This window comes from Flavobacterium sandaracinum (assembly GCF_004349135.1).
GTDB lineage: Bacteria > Bacteroidota > Bacteroidia > Flavobacteriales > Flavobacteriaceae > Flavobacterium > Flavobacterium sandaracinum.
On record NZ_SMFN01000009.1, the window covers coordinates 24,170 to 41,861 of the forward strand.

Here is a 17,692-nt window from a genome sequence, read left to right on the forward strand (position 1 = left end):
TTTGGGACTAAATTAAGCCCTATTTTCGGATTTACCAAATCATCCCAAATACAAGACCATTTTTCCATTAAGCCAAATGCCCAAATCCGTTGTAGTGGCTGTTATATGCCGTTTTTATAGCACCCAACCGCCTTCAGTATTTTGTTTGTAATTACTTTTCGAATGTTCATAGACTTTTACACCTTTGTCAATTAAAGCTTTATATTTCTTATGCTCGGTCCAAAACAAAATATTTGTCATTTTTAAGTTAGGTAATTTTAAAGCAATCTCAAATAGTTTGTCTAGCAATAAATTTCTGTTTGATGCTTTAAAATTTTCTGGGAATATAAACAATAGTTCTTCAAGGTTTTCGAGAGATTTAATTTCTTTGATGTTTTCTATCTTTGATAAATTTTGGATTTGTATTTTTTTCAAACTTTTTAATCCTTGAAAACTTGGCAAAGTATCCATAGTTGCTAAACCTTCAAAGTGTAAAAATTTTAAATTGATAAGACCATTCAAAAAGTCATAACTTTCAATTTGTCTCACTCTACTTATGCCTAAATATTCTAAATTTTTTAATTCAAATAAAGATTCTAATGATTGATAACTTCCAAACATTAACTTTAAGAGCCTCAATTTTTCTAAATTGCTAATCCAATTTACATTTTTAAGTTTTACTCCCCTTAAATTCAGAGAACTAATTTGTGTCAAATATTTAATGTTTTCAATTCCCTTTTTCATCCCATCTATATTAAGAATTTCTAAATTCTTAAAAGTTTTGATGAAATCTATATTAATTGCAATTGATTTCGTTTCGCCTAAATGAAGTTTAGTAAGTTGCGATAAGATTTCAATAGGTTTAAATTCTTTTGTTAAATATGAGTCTACTCCAAATTTTCTAACATTTGGAATTTTATTAAGGAAAGCAAAGTCAATTGTGTCGTACCAAAATATCGTCAACCCAATTTCGGGATATTTTTCATAAAATTTATTTAAAGTTTCCCAAGTTTTTTCTGATGGATTTTTAAAAGAATAAAATTGTAATGAGTGTATATTTTTCTCTTGAATTAGTATTTCAATATCTGGCTCAACCAAGTCTTTATAGATATTGATATTACCGCTAAAATTTCCCCACTTATCTTCTTTTTTTAAACTTGGTAAATTCATAGTCTGTTGTTAAAATGGCATATAACTAGTGTATATGCGCTACAAAGTAGCGCATATAGATCTTATTTTGGGTGGATAGGCGCTACTTAGTAGCGTATTACATTCAAATATACATTTTAATCCGTTGGGTGTAATTAAATTGTTTAATTTTTAATATTATTTATAGATGTATCAAAGACGAATTTATTAATATATTAAACCAATGTTAATGCTGTTATTTTTGCTAAAATTCTTGTTTTAAAACCTTCAAAAGTTTTATCATAATTGTTTCTAATTGTGAACTGGTCGCATAGTTGTGAAAATAATGTTTCAATTCTTTTTCTTGATTTCCTAAAGATATAAGGTTGTGGCTTGTAATCTTTTTGATTAGTTCTTTTTGGTGTTTCAAATTTGATATTTACAGTTTGAAACAAATCTAATTGAATGCTTTGAGATAAGTAACCTCTATCACGAAGCAATACACAATCAGACATTTGTTGTTTTATGTTTTGCAAAAAATGAACGTCTTGAACTTCTGCTTTTGTAATATTCAATGATTGAAAAACTTAATTTATAGAATAAACTCCGTGCAATTTATATCCGTAAAACCAGTTGTTTTGAGAAACACAAAAACCTTTTGAAGGAGCAGTTTCAAACTCATTTTTACAGATTTTAATTCTTCTATGACGTGCAAATTTGCAAATCTCCAAAGGCATACTATCCACGATGAAATAATCTTCAAATTCTAAAAACCTAGATGCTAATTTTATTCTTACTTCCTCTAAAAATAAAAATAATTTTCGTCTTCTTTTATTGAACTGACTTCGCTCAATTAAATTAGGAATTTGTTGCTTATCAATCTCTTTGAATAAGGAATTCTCTTTATCAATAGACATAAATCCAGCTGTTAAACTCAATGCAACTACTCTTAAATCAGACATTTTTTGTTTTCTGCCAAAATCCGATTTATGCTCTAATTTACCATTCAAAGAACTTATAACTTCTAAAACTCTAAAATAATTTTTTACTCTATTTGACTTAGATATTGGGTGTTTTGCGACTTCAAGATACTAAATTTCAGCATCTTGACCAATATCTAATCACTTTATTTTATTCCAAATAATTACACCCAACGGGTTATTTTATTAATCAACTATGTATTTAATAATCATAAGATTATGACAGTAATAAATGAAATAATATAAATACTCGTTTCAAACAATAGCGTTATTAATAATTTTTCAGTTCACTCTTTATAAAACCGTCCAAATCCGCTTTCTTTATTTTAAAAATTTTCTCTAACGATAGTAGCAGCTCGTCATTCGTTTTACCGGAGTTCATCAAATTAAACAAACCTTCTTTACCATACTTTTTTAAAGTTATATCACATAATAAGGCACCTATAGTGTACCACAATGAGGTTGTGTCATCCAAAATATAGTGTTCTGATTTATTAAAAAGCTCTTCATAAACATTTAAATCCTTTTCATTCAAGTGCTCTTTTAATTTTAAAATATGATCCTCAAATTTAATTCCTTTTGAACCTCCAAAGTAAGTAGCTAAACCTTCATCTACTATTTTATGAATTTTATGAAAATGTTGATAGGTATATAAATGAACGACTTCATGCGGGTAAAATTCGGAATCATTTCCTGCAAAAATTAGATTATCCGCAGGGAAAGTTTCACCACCAATTTGATTTTGGTCAACCATCATGCTATCAAAGTCAAAACCTCTAATTTCCTTGAATTGCTTCATATCTTTACTCAACAAATAGGTAAATTTCATTATATCTTCTTCAAAAAAAAGTGCCATCTTTTTATTAAAGGTTACCATTTTTCTTGCTGTTTTCCTATTTAATTCATGGTCTTGATGAATAACATATTTTATTTCATTAACATTAAATGTTTTAAAATCTTTTGTATTACGATCTAAAACATTCTCAAAAATGATTTCATTTTTGTTGTTAAAAGCAATAAAGTTATAGACTGCGTAAAGATTACCAAAATTATTATTGTTTTTAATCCATGCAACTTTCACTAAACTTCTATGATCGTCAATATTGTTTATCGATAAAAGTGTCATTTTATGATTTTTCGCATTTTTAATGACATCTAAAAAATCATCCTCAGGATGCTTAAAATATTTACTGTCGCCCCAAAAAGCATTCATACCATTATCTTCTGTAGTAGCGTTGATGAATTCATAAAATTTATTTAAGACAGCAGTATTGTGATCACTTTTTAAAGTATAATTCAAAAAAAAATTATTTTTTTCTTGAGAATAACCATACGGAACTGAGAGAAAAAATGAGAGAAAAAAAAATAATTTCATTGTGAATTTTCATAAAATTAAAAAGCTACTTCATAACGAAGCTAAAATAAAAAAATTTATCGCAATGCTAACGAAAGTTTAACCGGATTTCACAAAGAAAGTTGTTTTTAAGTAAAACATGGTAAAATACAGGATATTTAAATTATCAAAAAAAATTAACTACAACTTTAGTCTTAATCAAACTCATACAAGCATGCAGTTGGCTTTATAATTTGTTTTAGCCTTTCATCATCTCTAAATTGTGTCCAATCTAATTTTAAATAGTCATGCCAATCACTGAATTTTATTTTTGAAGATTTGAAAACATAATTTTTTGCTCTATTTTTCAATGAAGCATCTTGTTCTTTTATCTAATTTTTTTGTCACTATTGTGTTTAACTTAAATCCCTACATTTTCAGACCATCATAAATTGCTTGTGAAAAGACGTTATAGCAAACGAAAATTAAAAGTAGTTTAAAAGGAAACTTCATAAGTTATTCTATTTTTATTCATAAAAAATGCAAGCAGGAAAGTAATTATTTTCTAAAACGCCGCTATTCACTGCACCGTCCATTACTTCTCTAATCGTTTGAATTAAAACACCTTATCTACAATTTAATTCTGCAGCAGTGAACAGAATCAACTGGTATACTCTCGGTGACAGTTTAAAATTTAAACACGTGAATAATTTTTGATGTAAGCTATAATTAATCTCTCCACCTCGTTGTAACTCATTCCAAAGACTCTTTCTAGGACTGATTGAAAATTATCTTTGTTGCAATTGTATAGTTCCCATATTCCTTTTTGACCGTGTTTTTCAAATACAAATTTACAAATAACCCCTCCAATAACATATAAGATATTATTATCAAACTCATTTCTAAATTGAAACGTCATTATATCTTCAAAAGTAATTCTATCTTTCTTTTGAAATGATTTAGATACACTTTGTAGAGCTTCCTCAAAAGTTTCATTTGCACTAGGACCTGCAAGCCAGGTAGCAAGCCCCTCATTAATGATCATAGGACAATGAAGGCGCGGATCTTTTTGATACGGAAACAACATGTGTACAAATTCATGCGGATAATTTTCAGAACCGTAAGAGGTGAAAATTTCATTTAAAGGCGTCATGGTCTGACCTCCCATGTACGACATCCAATACTCAAAATTATAAAGTCTACCCATCTCGTCAGAATTTGGCACTAAATAATAAGTAAATGGCTGTATTTTAATCTTAAATTGTTTTGCAATTTTTTCACAGAAAGCAATGGCTTTTTCCGCTTCTTTTTTATTAAAATTACAGTCTGGATGCACAATGTAATTTATAAATTTATGACGGTATTTTTTCCAGTTTCGAGTGTCATACGAAATTACATTTTCTAATTTAAATTCACCTTGTGAGTTTCTGACTGCATACAATTTTGTAATGCAATCCGGTGTAAATTTTTTATATTCCTGATCTGGATTGGCTACTGCAAAAATTGTTTTTATCTGGTATCTGTTTACTGCAATACTGTCTATCTGCAGTATTTTAGGAATTTAATATCCCAAGTATTGATTTGACTTGTAATAGTTGAACATTAGATTAGCTGCTCTGTCAACTCTTAAAATCTTACTTTTTAAATAATATTCCGTTTCCTCTTCTTTCCAATTTGGATTTTTGTAAATACTGTCGGGCCTCGAATTCAAATAATTTTTGTACAGTTGGTATACGGCTTTCACAACAACTTTCGAAGTATCAACTCTCGCGGAAATATCAGGGTTAATAGTTTGAGCCTTGCTAGTAAAACTAATCATTCCCAATAATAAGTAACAGATAAATAAGTATTTCATGGTGTTTTTTGGTCTTTTATCTTTGATAACGAAAGTGTATTATGTTTAACTATTTGAACTTTCGTTCCATATTTATTTAAAAGATGGAAATCTCCAATTGTACGTGTTGGGTTAACTGAGAGGTGGTCTTATTACAACTAAAAACCCTTGACAAACGTTGCCTTTGATTCCGTTAAGCATTGCTATCATCTCTTTACTTTATCAAAATTTCTACATTAACAGTAATGCTGGAAACTATTGTTGATTTTCAAGCTTTAAAAGCAACTAATCGCGTATTCATAAAGCTTATTTATTTTCAACTAATAGATACACTAAAAAAAATTCAGAAATTTTATAGGTCTTATACCATTCTTTCACATCAATAGTACCCTTTGAAACTTCGCAATATCCTAAATCACCTTTTCCAGGATCATTATTTGGTGGTGTTATTAACCCAATCTGCGTCTCTTTACCAATCTGAAAATCAATTTTTCCGTCACCGCCAGTTACTTCACGAAGTAAAAATGTACCGTCATCAAAACTTTTGTTTATTTCAAAAATCTGCTTGTTAAAAAAATTTGAAAAGAAAAAGGCAATTTTCTCCTTATTCAAAATGTGCTGTGTAATAATAGAAAATTTAAATTCTTTTCCAATTTTGGGAAGTCCTTCCACTCTAGTATCAATCACGACTTTATCTTTTTCAATTTTCCCGTTCTTATACTTGCGTATTATAATCTTGAAGTGTTTATCCATTAATTTTGTAGTATTTGAAAAACTAATATTTAATTTTTCAATTCCTTGAAAAGTCTCCATTACAAATTCTTTTGAACCAAATGTTGCATGATCATAAGCTGAAATCATTTTAATTTCATTGTCTTCAACAAACTGACTGTAGCAGGAAAAGGTCAGAAAGAACAAGGCTGTTTGTAGTATTCTCATCATTTTTTAATTTTTTAATGCGTACGTGTTGTTTTAGGTCACCCTACTATTGTAATTATTTTATTTTTTTACTTTAATCTCTTGCCAGATTATTACTCCGCTTTTATCTTTTGTTTGTAAAAGATAGATTCTTTTATTGAAAACTAAAGTATTTTGTTTTTAACAGACAGTATTCTTTTCTAACCTATTCGTAGGAATTGCAAGGGATAAATCTTCATTTTGTATAAGGCAGCAACCCTAATTGGATAGGCTATTTTTTTACTGCTTGTTTTTAAAATTTGCTATTTGTTGCTCCCACAGTGTTGGTATAAAAGCGTTCAAACTTCCCATTTACCGTTAAGCAACGAGTAAATATATGGGATTTAAACTTACAATTAAAATTCTTTGTGAAAAATTGGTTAATGGCTCTTAAAAAAAAGGCAATTACTGAAAAGCGTTAAAAACCGCTTTTAGAGCTACCAAATGACAAGCCAAACTTCCACATACTGTTTTACTAGATTTTCATCCACCAAGGTAAAAATCGATTGCAGCTTGTAGGCTAAAAAAATCAATCACTATTTTTCTCAACGCTAAGGGCAAAGTTTAATCATAATATACGCTGACGATAGGGACCTATTAGCCCGGTATTGATAATTTTCGAATAGGAAACCCATAATAAATCCAAAAGCTAAAGTCAAAAATTTAAAGTCTCTACCCATCAAAAACAATATTCTAAATAAAAGTTAAAATACTTATTATCAATTTATTATTGTTTTATTAGTTATATCTTTGAGTGTGGTTTTGATTGATCACTTGAGTAAAACCATCTGAGAAGAGAAGCTTATTCAAATAGTTATTTCATACTTAACGGCATGATTTGATAAATGGTGAATCAAAATCTACAATCGGAGGCCCTTTAAAAGGCCTCCTTTTTTTGCTATATCCTATTCGTCAGATTTAATTGCTGAGGTACTATAGATTTTTCGAGACTACAAAATAGAATTAGATAAATAATGTACGTTCTTCGGGTCTCTGCTATTATCAAAAAAAGCTGGCCTCCCCTATTTACTTCGCAGCTGGATAACTCCTCTGAACTATTTTTTGCATAAAGTCTAATGAAAGTAATACGTAAGTCACAAGTACTCACTTTTACTTGTCTTCGTCAACAATTAGTTTCAACGAATTGATGTAATCCGTATCAAATTCAATCACTCTAATTTTCTTGGGCTTGAAACTCATTTCACCGTCAAACTGTCCTTCTGTTCCTAAAAAATCGATGACAAGTTCTTCTTCATTTAGCTCTATGAGTTTACCTAAATAAACCGCTTTGTCAGACTTAGTCGCAATTTGAAAAATAGTATACTTACTGGCTAAAAAGTGGATGATGGAGGACAAATCCTGTAGCGGAATTATTTCTTCGGCACTTGTTTTTAACCCTTTAAATTTAATTACCCTTTCGGTGAATTCATGATCTTTGTCCTGAATAATGGCCTTCACATTTTTATTTTTCAAGATCGTGTAGCCATCAATTATAAAATCGACCGGATTATTTTTCAGTAAAATCCAATCTTCCGTCCAATCAATTAGAAAACCACTAAAATTTTCTTTTTTGTCTTCAAATTGTATTGTAATTAATTGACGTATGTATTTTTCCATTTTATAATTTACAGTTTAAAAAAGGATTTTTTTAGGTGAAAGTTACACAAAGATACAAGGTAAAAAGCAATCAATAAAACTAAAATGAATCGAAAGTAAAAGTATTAGATTTATTCAATAATTAAAATTATTTTAAAAAAGAGTTACATGTTAGCTGCTAAAAGGAAAAAAATCAAGAAGTATTATCTATCACCGTTAGAAACATAGAAACAATAGTACGTGATACTGTCGTGGTAAATTTAGATTCATTAAATTAATAATAGTTGATAGGCAAAAGACTTTATTTGATTTTGTGCATTATCGTCTATAAAGATATTGACCGTAAAAAACTGAGTTAAATCTCAATAAAAAAGCGACCCTTGTGGGGCCGCTTTGAATGTTTTCACAACGGAATAATCCTTATTGTGAATTGCTTCAAAATTGTAATGCAATGATACAACAAAAGTTTTGATATTCGTTTACGGTTTCCCGTAAGGATGCTAATTTTCTTATATTTATATTAGCACTTATTTTTATAATGCAATGGACTTAAGTACAAAATACATACAATGAAAAAAATATTAGGATTGGATTTAGGAACTACATCTATTGGATGGTCTTTTATTAATGAAGCTGAAAATGATAATGAAACATCATCAATAATAAATACCGGCGTTCGCATTGTTCCTCTTACAACAGACGAAGAAGCCGATTTTAAAAAAGGCAATACGATTTCTATTAATGCCGATAGAACTTTAAAACGAGGTGCGAGAAGAGGTTTACAACGTTTCAAACAAAGAAGAGATGCATTATTGGAATCTTTTAATAAAATAAAGTTTATTTCTTCCACTTTTATTTATGCAGAAACAGGAAAAGAAACTACTTTTTCATCATATAGGTTAAGAGCTAAATCAGCAACGGAGGCCGTTACTAAAGAAGAATTTGTAAAAGTTCTTTTGATGCTGAATAAAAAGCGAGGTTATAAAAGCAGTAGAAAAGCAAAAACAGCCGAGGAGGGAGAAGCAATTGATGGAATGGCAATTGCTACCGCACTTTTCGAAAATAATCTCACTCCAGGGCAATGGGTTTATAATTCCTTGTTAAATGGCGGAAAATACATTCCTGATTTCTATCGTTCCGATTTGCAAAAAGAATTAGAAAAAATCGTGCATTTTCAGAAACAATTCCATCCTGAAAGTATAAATAGCAAATTACTTGAAGATATTCGGGGGAAATCAAGGACGCAAACTTCTCAACATTTTAATAAAATATTAAAAATAGAACTTACTGAAAATAAAGGCTCACGAGAAGAAACCAAATTGCAACATTACAAATGGAGAAACGATGCTTTGGCAAATGAACTTGATTTAAAAGTTATTGCATTTATCATTACTGAAATCAACAATCAAATAAATCAGTCAAGCGGTTATCTTGGAGCTATCAGTGACCGCAGTAAAGAGCTATATTTCAACAAGGAAACTGTTGGACAATTTCAATACAAACAACTCCAAAACAACACACATTCTAAACTAAAAAACCAAGTTTTTTACCGCCAAGATTATTTAGATGAATTTGAAAAAATCTGGGAAACTCAAGCCAAATATCATCCTGAATTAAACGATAAGCTAAAATCAGAAGTTAGAGATATTACCATTTTTTATCAAAGAAAATTGAAATCTCAGAAACATTTGATTAGCCATTGTGAATTTGAAAAAGGACATAAAGCTATTCCAAAATCATCTCCTTTATTTCAAGAATTCAGAATTTGGCAAAACTTGAATAATATTGTCGTTAAAAACGAAACTACTAAAGAACCCCATTTGTTAAGTGAAGAATTAAAAAAACAAATTGCCGAAGTACTTCAGTTTAAAGATGGAATGACTGACATCCAACTGATGGATTTTTGCGAATTGAAAAAAGGCAGCCATTCCGTTAATTTCAAAAAAATAGAAGGAAACAGAACAAATACGGTACTTTACAAAGCTTTTGAAAAATTACTTGAAGTTGAAGGTTATGAAATGGATTTCTCAAAGATGAGCTCTTTTGAGATTAAAGAAGCTATTGTAAAAATATTTGAAAATTTAAATATCAATACCAATATACTCGATTTTGATCCAACCATTCAGGGAAATGAATTTGATAAACAGCCCTATTACCAATTGTGGCATTTACTGTACTCCTCGGAAGAGGATGAAACCTTGAAAAAAAGTTTAATGAGCAAATTTAATTTTAAAGAAAATCACGTTCCTTTTCTTTTAAATATAAATCTTCAAGCCGATTACGGTAGTTTGAGTGCAAAAGCAATCAAAAAAGTATTGCCTCATTTAATGGATGGACAAATTTATGACCAAGCTTGTTTCCTTTCAGGTTATAATCATTCCTCATCATTAACTAAAGAAGCGAATGACATTAGAATTCTAAAAGATACCCTAGAATTACTAAAGAAAAACAGTTTGCGAAATCCAGTGGTAGAGAAAATCCTTAATCAAATGATTAACGTGATTAATGCCATAATTGCAGACCCAACAATGGGAAAACCAGATGAAATTCGTGTGGAATTAGCTCGTGAGCTAAAAAACAACAACGAACAACGTAGTGAAATGACTAAGGCTATTAATAAAAGTACAGCCGAACACGAACTAATTAGAAAATTATTACATACAGAATTTGGAATCCATCGTGTAACCAGAAACGACATTATTCGTTATAAACTTTGGAAAGAATCAGATGGGATTTCACTTTATACTGGAAAACCTATTGAGCCATCCAAATTATTTTCTAAAGAATATGATATTGAACATATAATTCCAAAATCGCGCTTGTTTGACGATAGTTTTTCTAACAAAACAATTTGTGAACGTCAGTTGAATATTGACAAAAGCAATAAAACAGCCTATTCTTTTTTAAAAGACAAATTATCTCCTGAAGATTTTGACCAATTCGAAAAAAGAGTAAAAAGTTTATTTGGTAAAATAAGTAGAACGAAGCAGAATAAACTTTTGATGGCAGACAGCGATATTCCTGAAGGCTTTATTGACCGACAATTAAGAGAAACACAATATATAGCCAAAAAAGCCAAAGAAATCCTTTTGGAGGTTTCTAGAAATGTAACCTCAACGATTGGAAGCGTAACCGACAAATTACGTGAAGATTGGGAACTTGTTGAAGTGATGAAAGAGCTGAATTGGGACAAATATCATAAACTGGGATTAACAAAAGAGGAAGAAGGTAAAAACGGAGAACGTTTATACAAAATATTGGATTGGACTAAACGAAACGACCATCGCCATCACGCCATGGATGCCATAACGGTTGCATTTACTAAACCCGCTTATATTCAATATCTAAATAATCTGAATGCACGGGATATAAATACTAAAAAAGGAAGCTCTATTTTAGGGATCGAATCTAAATATTTAAAAAGAGACAAAAATAATAAATTGCGTTTTATAGCTCCTATGAAAAACTTTAGGGAAGAAGCTAAAAAGCAACTTGAAAGTATTTTGATTTCCTACAAAGCCAAAAACAAAGTAGTTACCAATAATAAAAACAGAACAAAAATTAAAGGTGGTTGGGCAGAACCTAAAACTCAACTCACACCTCGTGGACAATTACATAAAGAAACCGTTTACGGAAAACTGCAACTATACGCAACAAAAGAGGAAAAAGTTAGTGCCAGTTTCACAGCTGAATATATCAGTAAAGTAGCAAAAAAACAATATCGTGAAGCATTATTGGTTCGATTATTTGAAAACAGTGACGATCCGAAAAAAGCTTTCACAGGGAAAAATGCCCTGACTAAAAATCCTATTTATTTGGATCCAGAAAACACAGAAGTAGTACCTGAAAAAGTTAAAATGGTTAGGTTTGAAGATAATTATACCATTAGAAAAGATATTACTCCCGATTTAAAAATCGACAAAGTTATTGACATTGGATTAAAAACTATTCTTCAAAATCGTTTGAACGAATATAACAATGATCCTAAAAAAGCTTTTGTCAATTTAGATGAAAATCCTATTTGGCAAAACAAAGAAAAAGGAATAGCCATAAAAAGAGTAACTATTAGTGGCGTGAGTAATGCACAAGCGTTACATACTAAAAAAGATCATTTTGGAAATGAAATTTTTGACGAAAAAGGCAATCCAATTCCAGTAGATTTTGTCAGTACTGGAAACAACCATCATGTAGCAATTTACAAAGATGGGAAAGGAAATTTACAAGAAGAAGTAGTTTCTTTTTATGATGCTGTAGTTCGTCAGAACTTAGGATTATCTATTATCAATAAAAATCATGCACACGGTTGGGAATTTATGTTTACTATGAAGCAAAATGAGTTTTTTATATTTCCGACGGATTCTTTTAATCCTCAAGAGATTGATTTAAAAAACCCAAATAACTATTATTTGATTAGTCCCAATATATTTAGAGTTCAGAAAATTGCAACTAAAAATTATATGTTTAGACATCATTTAGAGACTATCATTGAAGAGAAAAACGAATTAAAAGATATAACGTATAGAAATATTAGAAGTACCTCTCCTTTATCAGGAATTGTTAAAGTTAGAATTAATCATTTAGGTAAAATTGTTCAACTTGGAGAATATTAATTATGATAAAAAGAACCCTTTTCTTTGGCAATCCTGCTTATTTGAGCACTAAAAATGAGCAAATAGTAATCTCTTATCCTGACAAGGAACACGAAACAAAAACAGTGGCTATTGAAGATATTGGTGTTATCGTTCTGGAAAATCAACAAATCACGATTACTAATGGATTATTAGAAAAACTAATTCACAACAATGTAGCATTAATCAATTGCGACCAATATCACCTGCCTATTGGTTTGCTAATGCCCCTCAACGGACATACCGAACAAAGCGAACGGTTCAAAAACCAAATTAATGCTTCTGCTCCACTCAAAAAGAATCTGTGGCAGCAAACCATTAGTTCCAAAATTATGAACCAAGCTGGAATATTGAAAGAAAAAGGAATCCCGTGCCGAAAAATGGAGCTTTGGGCAAAAGAAGTTACTTCGGGAGATGCACTCAATCACGAATCCAGAGCTGCAGTATATTATTGGCCAAACCTCATCAAAATAGAAAATTTTACTAGAGGACAAAAAGGAATCGCCCCTAATAATCTGTTGAATTATGGTTATGCCATTCTAAGGGCTATTACCGCACGAGCTATTGTTAGTTCTGGGATGCTGCCCACTTTAGGCATTTTTCATCGCAACAAATACAATGCGTATTGCCTTGCTGATGATATTATGGAACCGTATCGCCCGTATGTAGATTTGATTGTATGCCATATCATGGAAACTGAAGATACTTTTGAAGAATTGACCATTGACATTAAAAAACAATTATTGAGTATAGCCAGTATAGATGTTTTTATTGACGGAAAAAACAGTCCATTGATGGTGGCCATGAGCAGAACCACACATTCCTTACACGAATGTTTTGAGGGAACGGCAAGGAAAATTTTATACCCCGTTTATGTATGATGAACATTACACCCGTTTAAATCAATATAGAAGTTTGTGGATATTAGTATTTTTTGATCTTCCTACGGAAACGCGCAAAGAGCGCAAAATAGCCAGTACATTTCGTAAGAAATTATTAGACGACGGCTTTTCTATGTTTCAATTTTCGATCTATATGCGATTTTGTGCCAGCAGGGAAAATGCGGAAGTACACACTAAAAGAATAAAAAATAACTTACCCGAACACGGCAAAATTGGCGTCATGCAAATAACCGATAAACAATTTGGGATGATGGAGCTTTTTTATGGAAAAAAATTGGTAGAAACAGACAAACCTTCGCAACAATTAGAGTTGTTTTAATCTAACAGGATTAGAAAAAAGTATAACTCACTGTACAACAACATATAAACACTTCTTTTTTTTAATTTCAAAACAAACCCATAACTGCCAACATATCAAACGATTAGGTCGAGGTATGTTGGGAATTATAAGCTAAAATACAATTTTGAAAGCAATTCACAACAATCAGTTTGCTTATGGATTGAATCTTAATGTTGGGAATTATAAGCTAAAATACAATTTTGAAAGCAATTCACAACGGTCCCAATAGTTTTTTTTATAAATAGACCGTTGGGAATTATAAGCTAAAATACAATTTTGAAAGCAATTCACAACTGTTTCAACTGATTTTATCAACTGGGACAAGTTGGGAATTATAAGCTAAAATACAATTTTGAAAGCAATTCACAACGGCGAACTTTAGAGCCAGCACAAGTAGAGCGTTGGGAATTATAAGCTAAAATACAATTTTGAAAGCAATTCACAACTATGCTGGTTGTACAAGTGATATTTTCCAAGTTGGGAATTATAAGCTAAAATACAATTTTGAAAGCAATTCACAACCATGAAGATCAACACGCTTCAATGAAGGTTGTTGGGAATTATAAGCTAAAATACAATTTTGAAAGCAATTCACAACAATCAACTTGAAAGCTTTTAAAGGAACTAGTTGGGAATTATAAGCTAAAATACAATTTTGAAAGCAATTCACAACCGGAAAAATAAAACATGACGGAAATCCCGCGTTGGGAATTATAAGCTAAAATACAATTTTGAAAGCAATTCACAACACTGCAACGGATGGTTCTGCTGCAACTTGGTTGGGAATTATAAGCTAAAATACAATTTTGAAAGCAATTCACAACACGGCTTCCAAAACTGTTTCTTCGGTCACGGTTGGGAATTATAAGCTAAAATACAATTTTGAAAGCAATTCACAACTCTTTTCGAGCATACTGTTTTGTGTCAACCGTTGGGAATTATAAGCTAAAATACAATTTTGAAAGCAATTCACAACGCTGACGTGGCTACGGTGTTGACGAACGACGTTGGGAATTATAAGCTAAAATACAATTTTGAAAGCAATTCACAACCTTTGATTGCAATTGGTACCTATGCAAAAGTTGGGAATTATAAGCTAAAATACAATTTTGAAAGCAATTCACAACCCGTGTTAAGAAACTTAACAGGGTGCACTGTTGGGAATTATAAGCTAAAATACAATTTTGAAAGCAATTCACAACGAAACTGATTATCGACATACAATTCATTCTGTTGGGAATTATAAGCTAAAATACAATTTTGAAAGCAATTCACAACTAACGATTACTGCTAATTTTGAAAATGCTGGTTGGGAATTATAAGCTAAAATACAATTTTGAAAGCAATTCACAACTGTACAGTTCCTTTGAAATCTAAATTTTTCGTTGGGAATTATAAGCTAAAATACAATTTTGAAAGCAATTCACAACGAATAGGTTGTATGGATGAAGACTTTTTAAGTTGGGAATTATAAGCTAAAATACAATTTTGAAAGCAATTCACAACTTACTGTTAAGAGGTTCGCAGCCTCACCCGTTGGGAATTATAAGCTAAAATACAATTTTGAAAGCAATTCACAACCGCTATGATGCTATTTTAGCGGCGACTTTCGTTGGGAATTATAAGCTAAAATACAATTTTGAAAGCAATTCACAACACTCGTATACAATGGGGTCAAAGTTTATATGTTGGGAATTATAAGCTAAAATACAATTTTGAAAGCAATTCACAACTAAATGATCGAATGGCGCTTCATCTGATAAGTTGGGAATTATAAGCTAAAATACAATTTTGAAAGCAATTCACAACGTTGAAACCGCATTGGCTGCAGCATCCGCCGTTGGGAATTATAAGCTAAAATACAATTTTGAAAGCAATTCACAACGCTTGCTCCTTCCAAAACTATTGATCTATTGTTGGGAATTATAAGCTAAAATACAATTTTGAAAGCAATTCACAACTAACCGATGCAAACGGTTTGGCCGTTGCTAGTTGGGAATTATAAGCTAAAATACAATTTTGAAAGCAATTCACAACAAACACATACACTTATATTAAAACGTGTAAGTTGGGAATTATAAGCTAAAATACAATTTTGAAAGCAATTCACAACTCAGTTGAACGACAAGAAAAAGCGTTTTTGGTTGGGAATTATAAGCTAAAATACAATTTTGAAAGCAATTCACAACTCACCTTTCAATTCAATGTTTAAATATTTTGTTGGGAATTATAAGCTAAAATACAATTTTGAAAGCAATTCACAACTATGAAGATATGAAGATATGAAGATAGATAGTTGGGAATTATAAGCTAAAATACAATTTTGAAAGCAATTCACAACTTACGCCGCCACCACCCCTGACCGGCGATCGTTGGGAATTATAAGCTAAAATACAATTTTGAAAGCAATTCACAACGAAGCGGGAAAAGACGCTGTTAGAAAACGAGTTGGGAATTATAAGCTAAAATACAATTTTGAAAGCAATTCACAACGGAAATAATTTAGTCTTTTCATGGGTTTTAGTTGGGAATTATAAGCTAAAATACAATTTTGAAAGCAATTCACAACAAGGGGAAAATACTTTTCTTATTGCTGTAAGTTGGGAATTATAAGCTAAAATACAATTTTGAAAGCAATTCACAACTTTACGTCAGTAAACTTTCGCATTAAGCGAGTTGGGAATTATAAGCTAAAATACAATTTTGAAAGCAATTCACAACTACCTAAGCCGTTGCACTCGATGGAGTACTGTTGGGAATTATAAGCTAAAATACAATTTTGAAAGCAATTCACAACCATTGAATCTTCTTAATACTTGTGTTCCTGTTGGGAATTATAAGCTAAAATACAATTTTGAAAGCAATTCACAACGTTCCGATTGACAAAGTAAATTCAGTTTTGTTGGGAATTATAAGCTAAAATACAATTTTGAAAGCAATTCACAACTCCCAACAACAACAGGCTCAACTGACGGCTGTTGGGAATTATAAGCTAAAATACAATTTTGAAAGCAATTCACAACAAGGACTACCTGCTATTGAAATCAATGAGAGTTGGGAATTATAAGCTAAAATACAATTTTGAAAGCAATTCACAACGATACAGTAGAAGCACAAAAAACAGTAAAAGTTGGGAATTATAAGCTAAAATACAATTTTGAAAGCAATTCACAACGTCCGTACATCGTAACTGAAAGAAGTAATGTTGGGAATTATAAGCTAAAATACAATTTTGAAAGCAATTCACAACGGATTAGATGTTTCATTAAAAAAAAGAATAGTTGGGAATTATAAGCTAAAATACAATTTTGAAAGCAATTCACAACCTGTTCGGGTTGTTCCTTCAATGCTTGCTTGTTGGGAATTATAAGCTAAAATACAATTTTGAAAGCAATTCACAACAGTTGAGCATTTACCGTTATTTTTATAGAAGTTGGGAATTATAAGCTAAAATACAATTTTGAAAGCAATTCACAACGTTTTTGATAGTTCGGATAATTTTGTAAAAGTTGGGAATTATAAGCTAAAATACAATTTTGAAAGCAATTCACAATTGCCTCAGTACTCCCTTTGATTTTTTACACTCTTCCTAATTACCAATTATCCAATTAGAAAATCACTTGCACACTAAAATATTTTAGTCTTCTGTATCTTGCTCCCGTTTCATTGCATTTAGGGATTCAAAATCGGTCCTTTCTAGATCTATGATTTTTTTCTCTTGGGATTTTCTGTTTGGACAGGGCAGCTAGACCGGCAGTTCTAGCCAACATTTCTCCATAATGGATTCTTATAGTCTTATAAACGGCAACCATTAGAAATTAAAAGCCAAACTTCCCCTTTTAAGGACATCTTTTATCTCCAATGTTGGTATTAAATACTTTTATATAAAATTTAAATAAACAATCACCATGAAGCAATTTACTTTTGATCAAATACCTATAATGATGAACAAAATTCATGATAAATTGGAGCATTGGGAAAAACTTATTATAGGATTCTCTATTGTACAGGAAAA

9 protein-coding genes, 1 pseudogene and 1 CRISPR repeat array are annotated in these 17,692 nt (G+C 30.8%); of the genes and pseudogenes, 3 read left to right on the forward strand and 7 right to left on the reverse strand.

What is annotated here, in order from left to right:
• Nucleotides 1–114: 114 nt before the first annotated feature.
• From E0F91_RS09095 to E0F91_RS09125, 7 genes and pseudogenes are all read right to left on the reverse strand, one after another.
• Complete coding sequence (locus E0F91_RS09095) at nt 115–1,149, reverse strand: leucine-rich repeat domain-containing protein (protein WP_132066180.1); 1,035 nt, start codon at nt 1,147–1,149, stop codon at nt 115–117.
• Between the two features lie 194 nt (nt 1,150–1,343).
• Nucleotides 1,344–2,174 (reverse strand): annotated as a pseudogene (locus tag E0F91_RS09100) (IS982 family transposase).
• Between the two features lie 184 nt (nt 2,175–2,358).
• A complete protein-coding gene (locus E0F91_RS09105; protein WP_132066182.1) occupies nt 2,359–3,387 on the reverse strand; it encodes a hypothetical protein in 1,029 nt (342 codons plus the stop codon).
• 727 nt (nt 3,388–4,114) lie between these two features.
• Nucleotides 4,115–4,861, reverse strand: a complete 747-nt coding sequence (locus E0F91_RS09110) for a hypothetical protein (protein ID WP_132066184.1) — start codon at nt 4,859–4,861, stop codon at nt 4,115–4,117.
• A gap of 120 nt (nt 4,862–4,981) precedes the next feature.
• Nucleotides 4,982–5,275 carry a hypothetical protein gene (locus E0F91_RS09115; protein ID WP_132066186.1) on the reverse strand — a complete coding sequence of 98 codons (294 nt, stop codon included), beginning with the start codon at nt 5,273–5,275 and terminating at the stop codon, nt 4,982–4,984.
• Between the two features lie 285 nt (nt 5,276–5,560).
• Nucleotides 5,561–6,196: a hypothetical protein gene (locus E0F91_RS09120; protein ID WP_132066188.1), complete on the reverse strand. Its 636-nt coding sequence runs from the start codon at nt 6,194–6,196 to the stop codon at nt 5,561–5,563.
• A gap of 1,125 nt (nt 6,197–7,321) precedes the next feature.
• Nucleotides 7,322–7,828: a hypothetical protein gene (locus E0F91_RS09125; RefSeq protein ID WP_132066190.1), complete on the reverse strand. Its 507-nt coding sequence runs from the start codon at nt 7,826–7,828 to the stop codon at nt 7,322–7,324.
• Between the two features lie 548 nt (nt 7,829–8,376).
• Between E0F91_RS09125 and cas9 the strand changes: the two genes are divergently transcribed.
• Genes cas9 through cas2 form a run of 3 tightly spaced genes read left to right on the forward strand, consistent with a single transcriptional unit; the run spans nt 8,377 to nt 13,656 of the window.
• The gene (gene cas9 / locus E0F91_RS09130) at nt 8,377–12,417 is read left to right on the forward strand and encodes a type II CRISPR RNA-guided endonuclease Cas9 (RefSeq protein ID WP_132066192.1); all 4,041 of its coding nucleotides are present in this window, start codon (nt 8,377–8,379) and stop codon (nt 12,415–12,417) included.
• A gap of 2 nt (nt 12,418–12,419) precedes the next feature.
• Nucleotides 12,420–13,316 (forward strand): type II CRISPR-associated endonuclease Cas1, encoded by an 897-nt coding sequence (gene cas1, locus E0F91_RS09135; protein ID WP_132066194.1) that lies wholly within the window; start codon nt 12,420–12,422, stop codon nt 13,314–13,316.
• The gene (gene cas2 / locus E0F91_RS09140; protein ID WP_132066196.1) at nt 13,309–13,656 is read left to right on the forward strand and encodes a CRISPR-associated endonuclease Cas2; all 348 of its coding nucleotides are present in this window, start codon (nt 13,309–13,311) and stop codon (nt 13,654–13,656) included. Before cas1 ends, cas2 begins: the two co-directional genes overlap by 8 nt.
• Nucleotides 13,657–13,773: 117 nt before the next feature.
• Nucleotides 13,774–17,231: direct repeats of the CRISPR family, unit length 46 nt; unit sequence GTTGGGAATTATAAGCTAAAATACAATTTTGAAAGCAATTCACAAC.
• Nucleotides 17,232–17,692 lie beyond the last annotated feature (461 nt).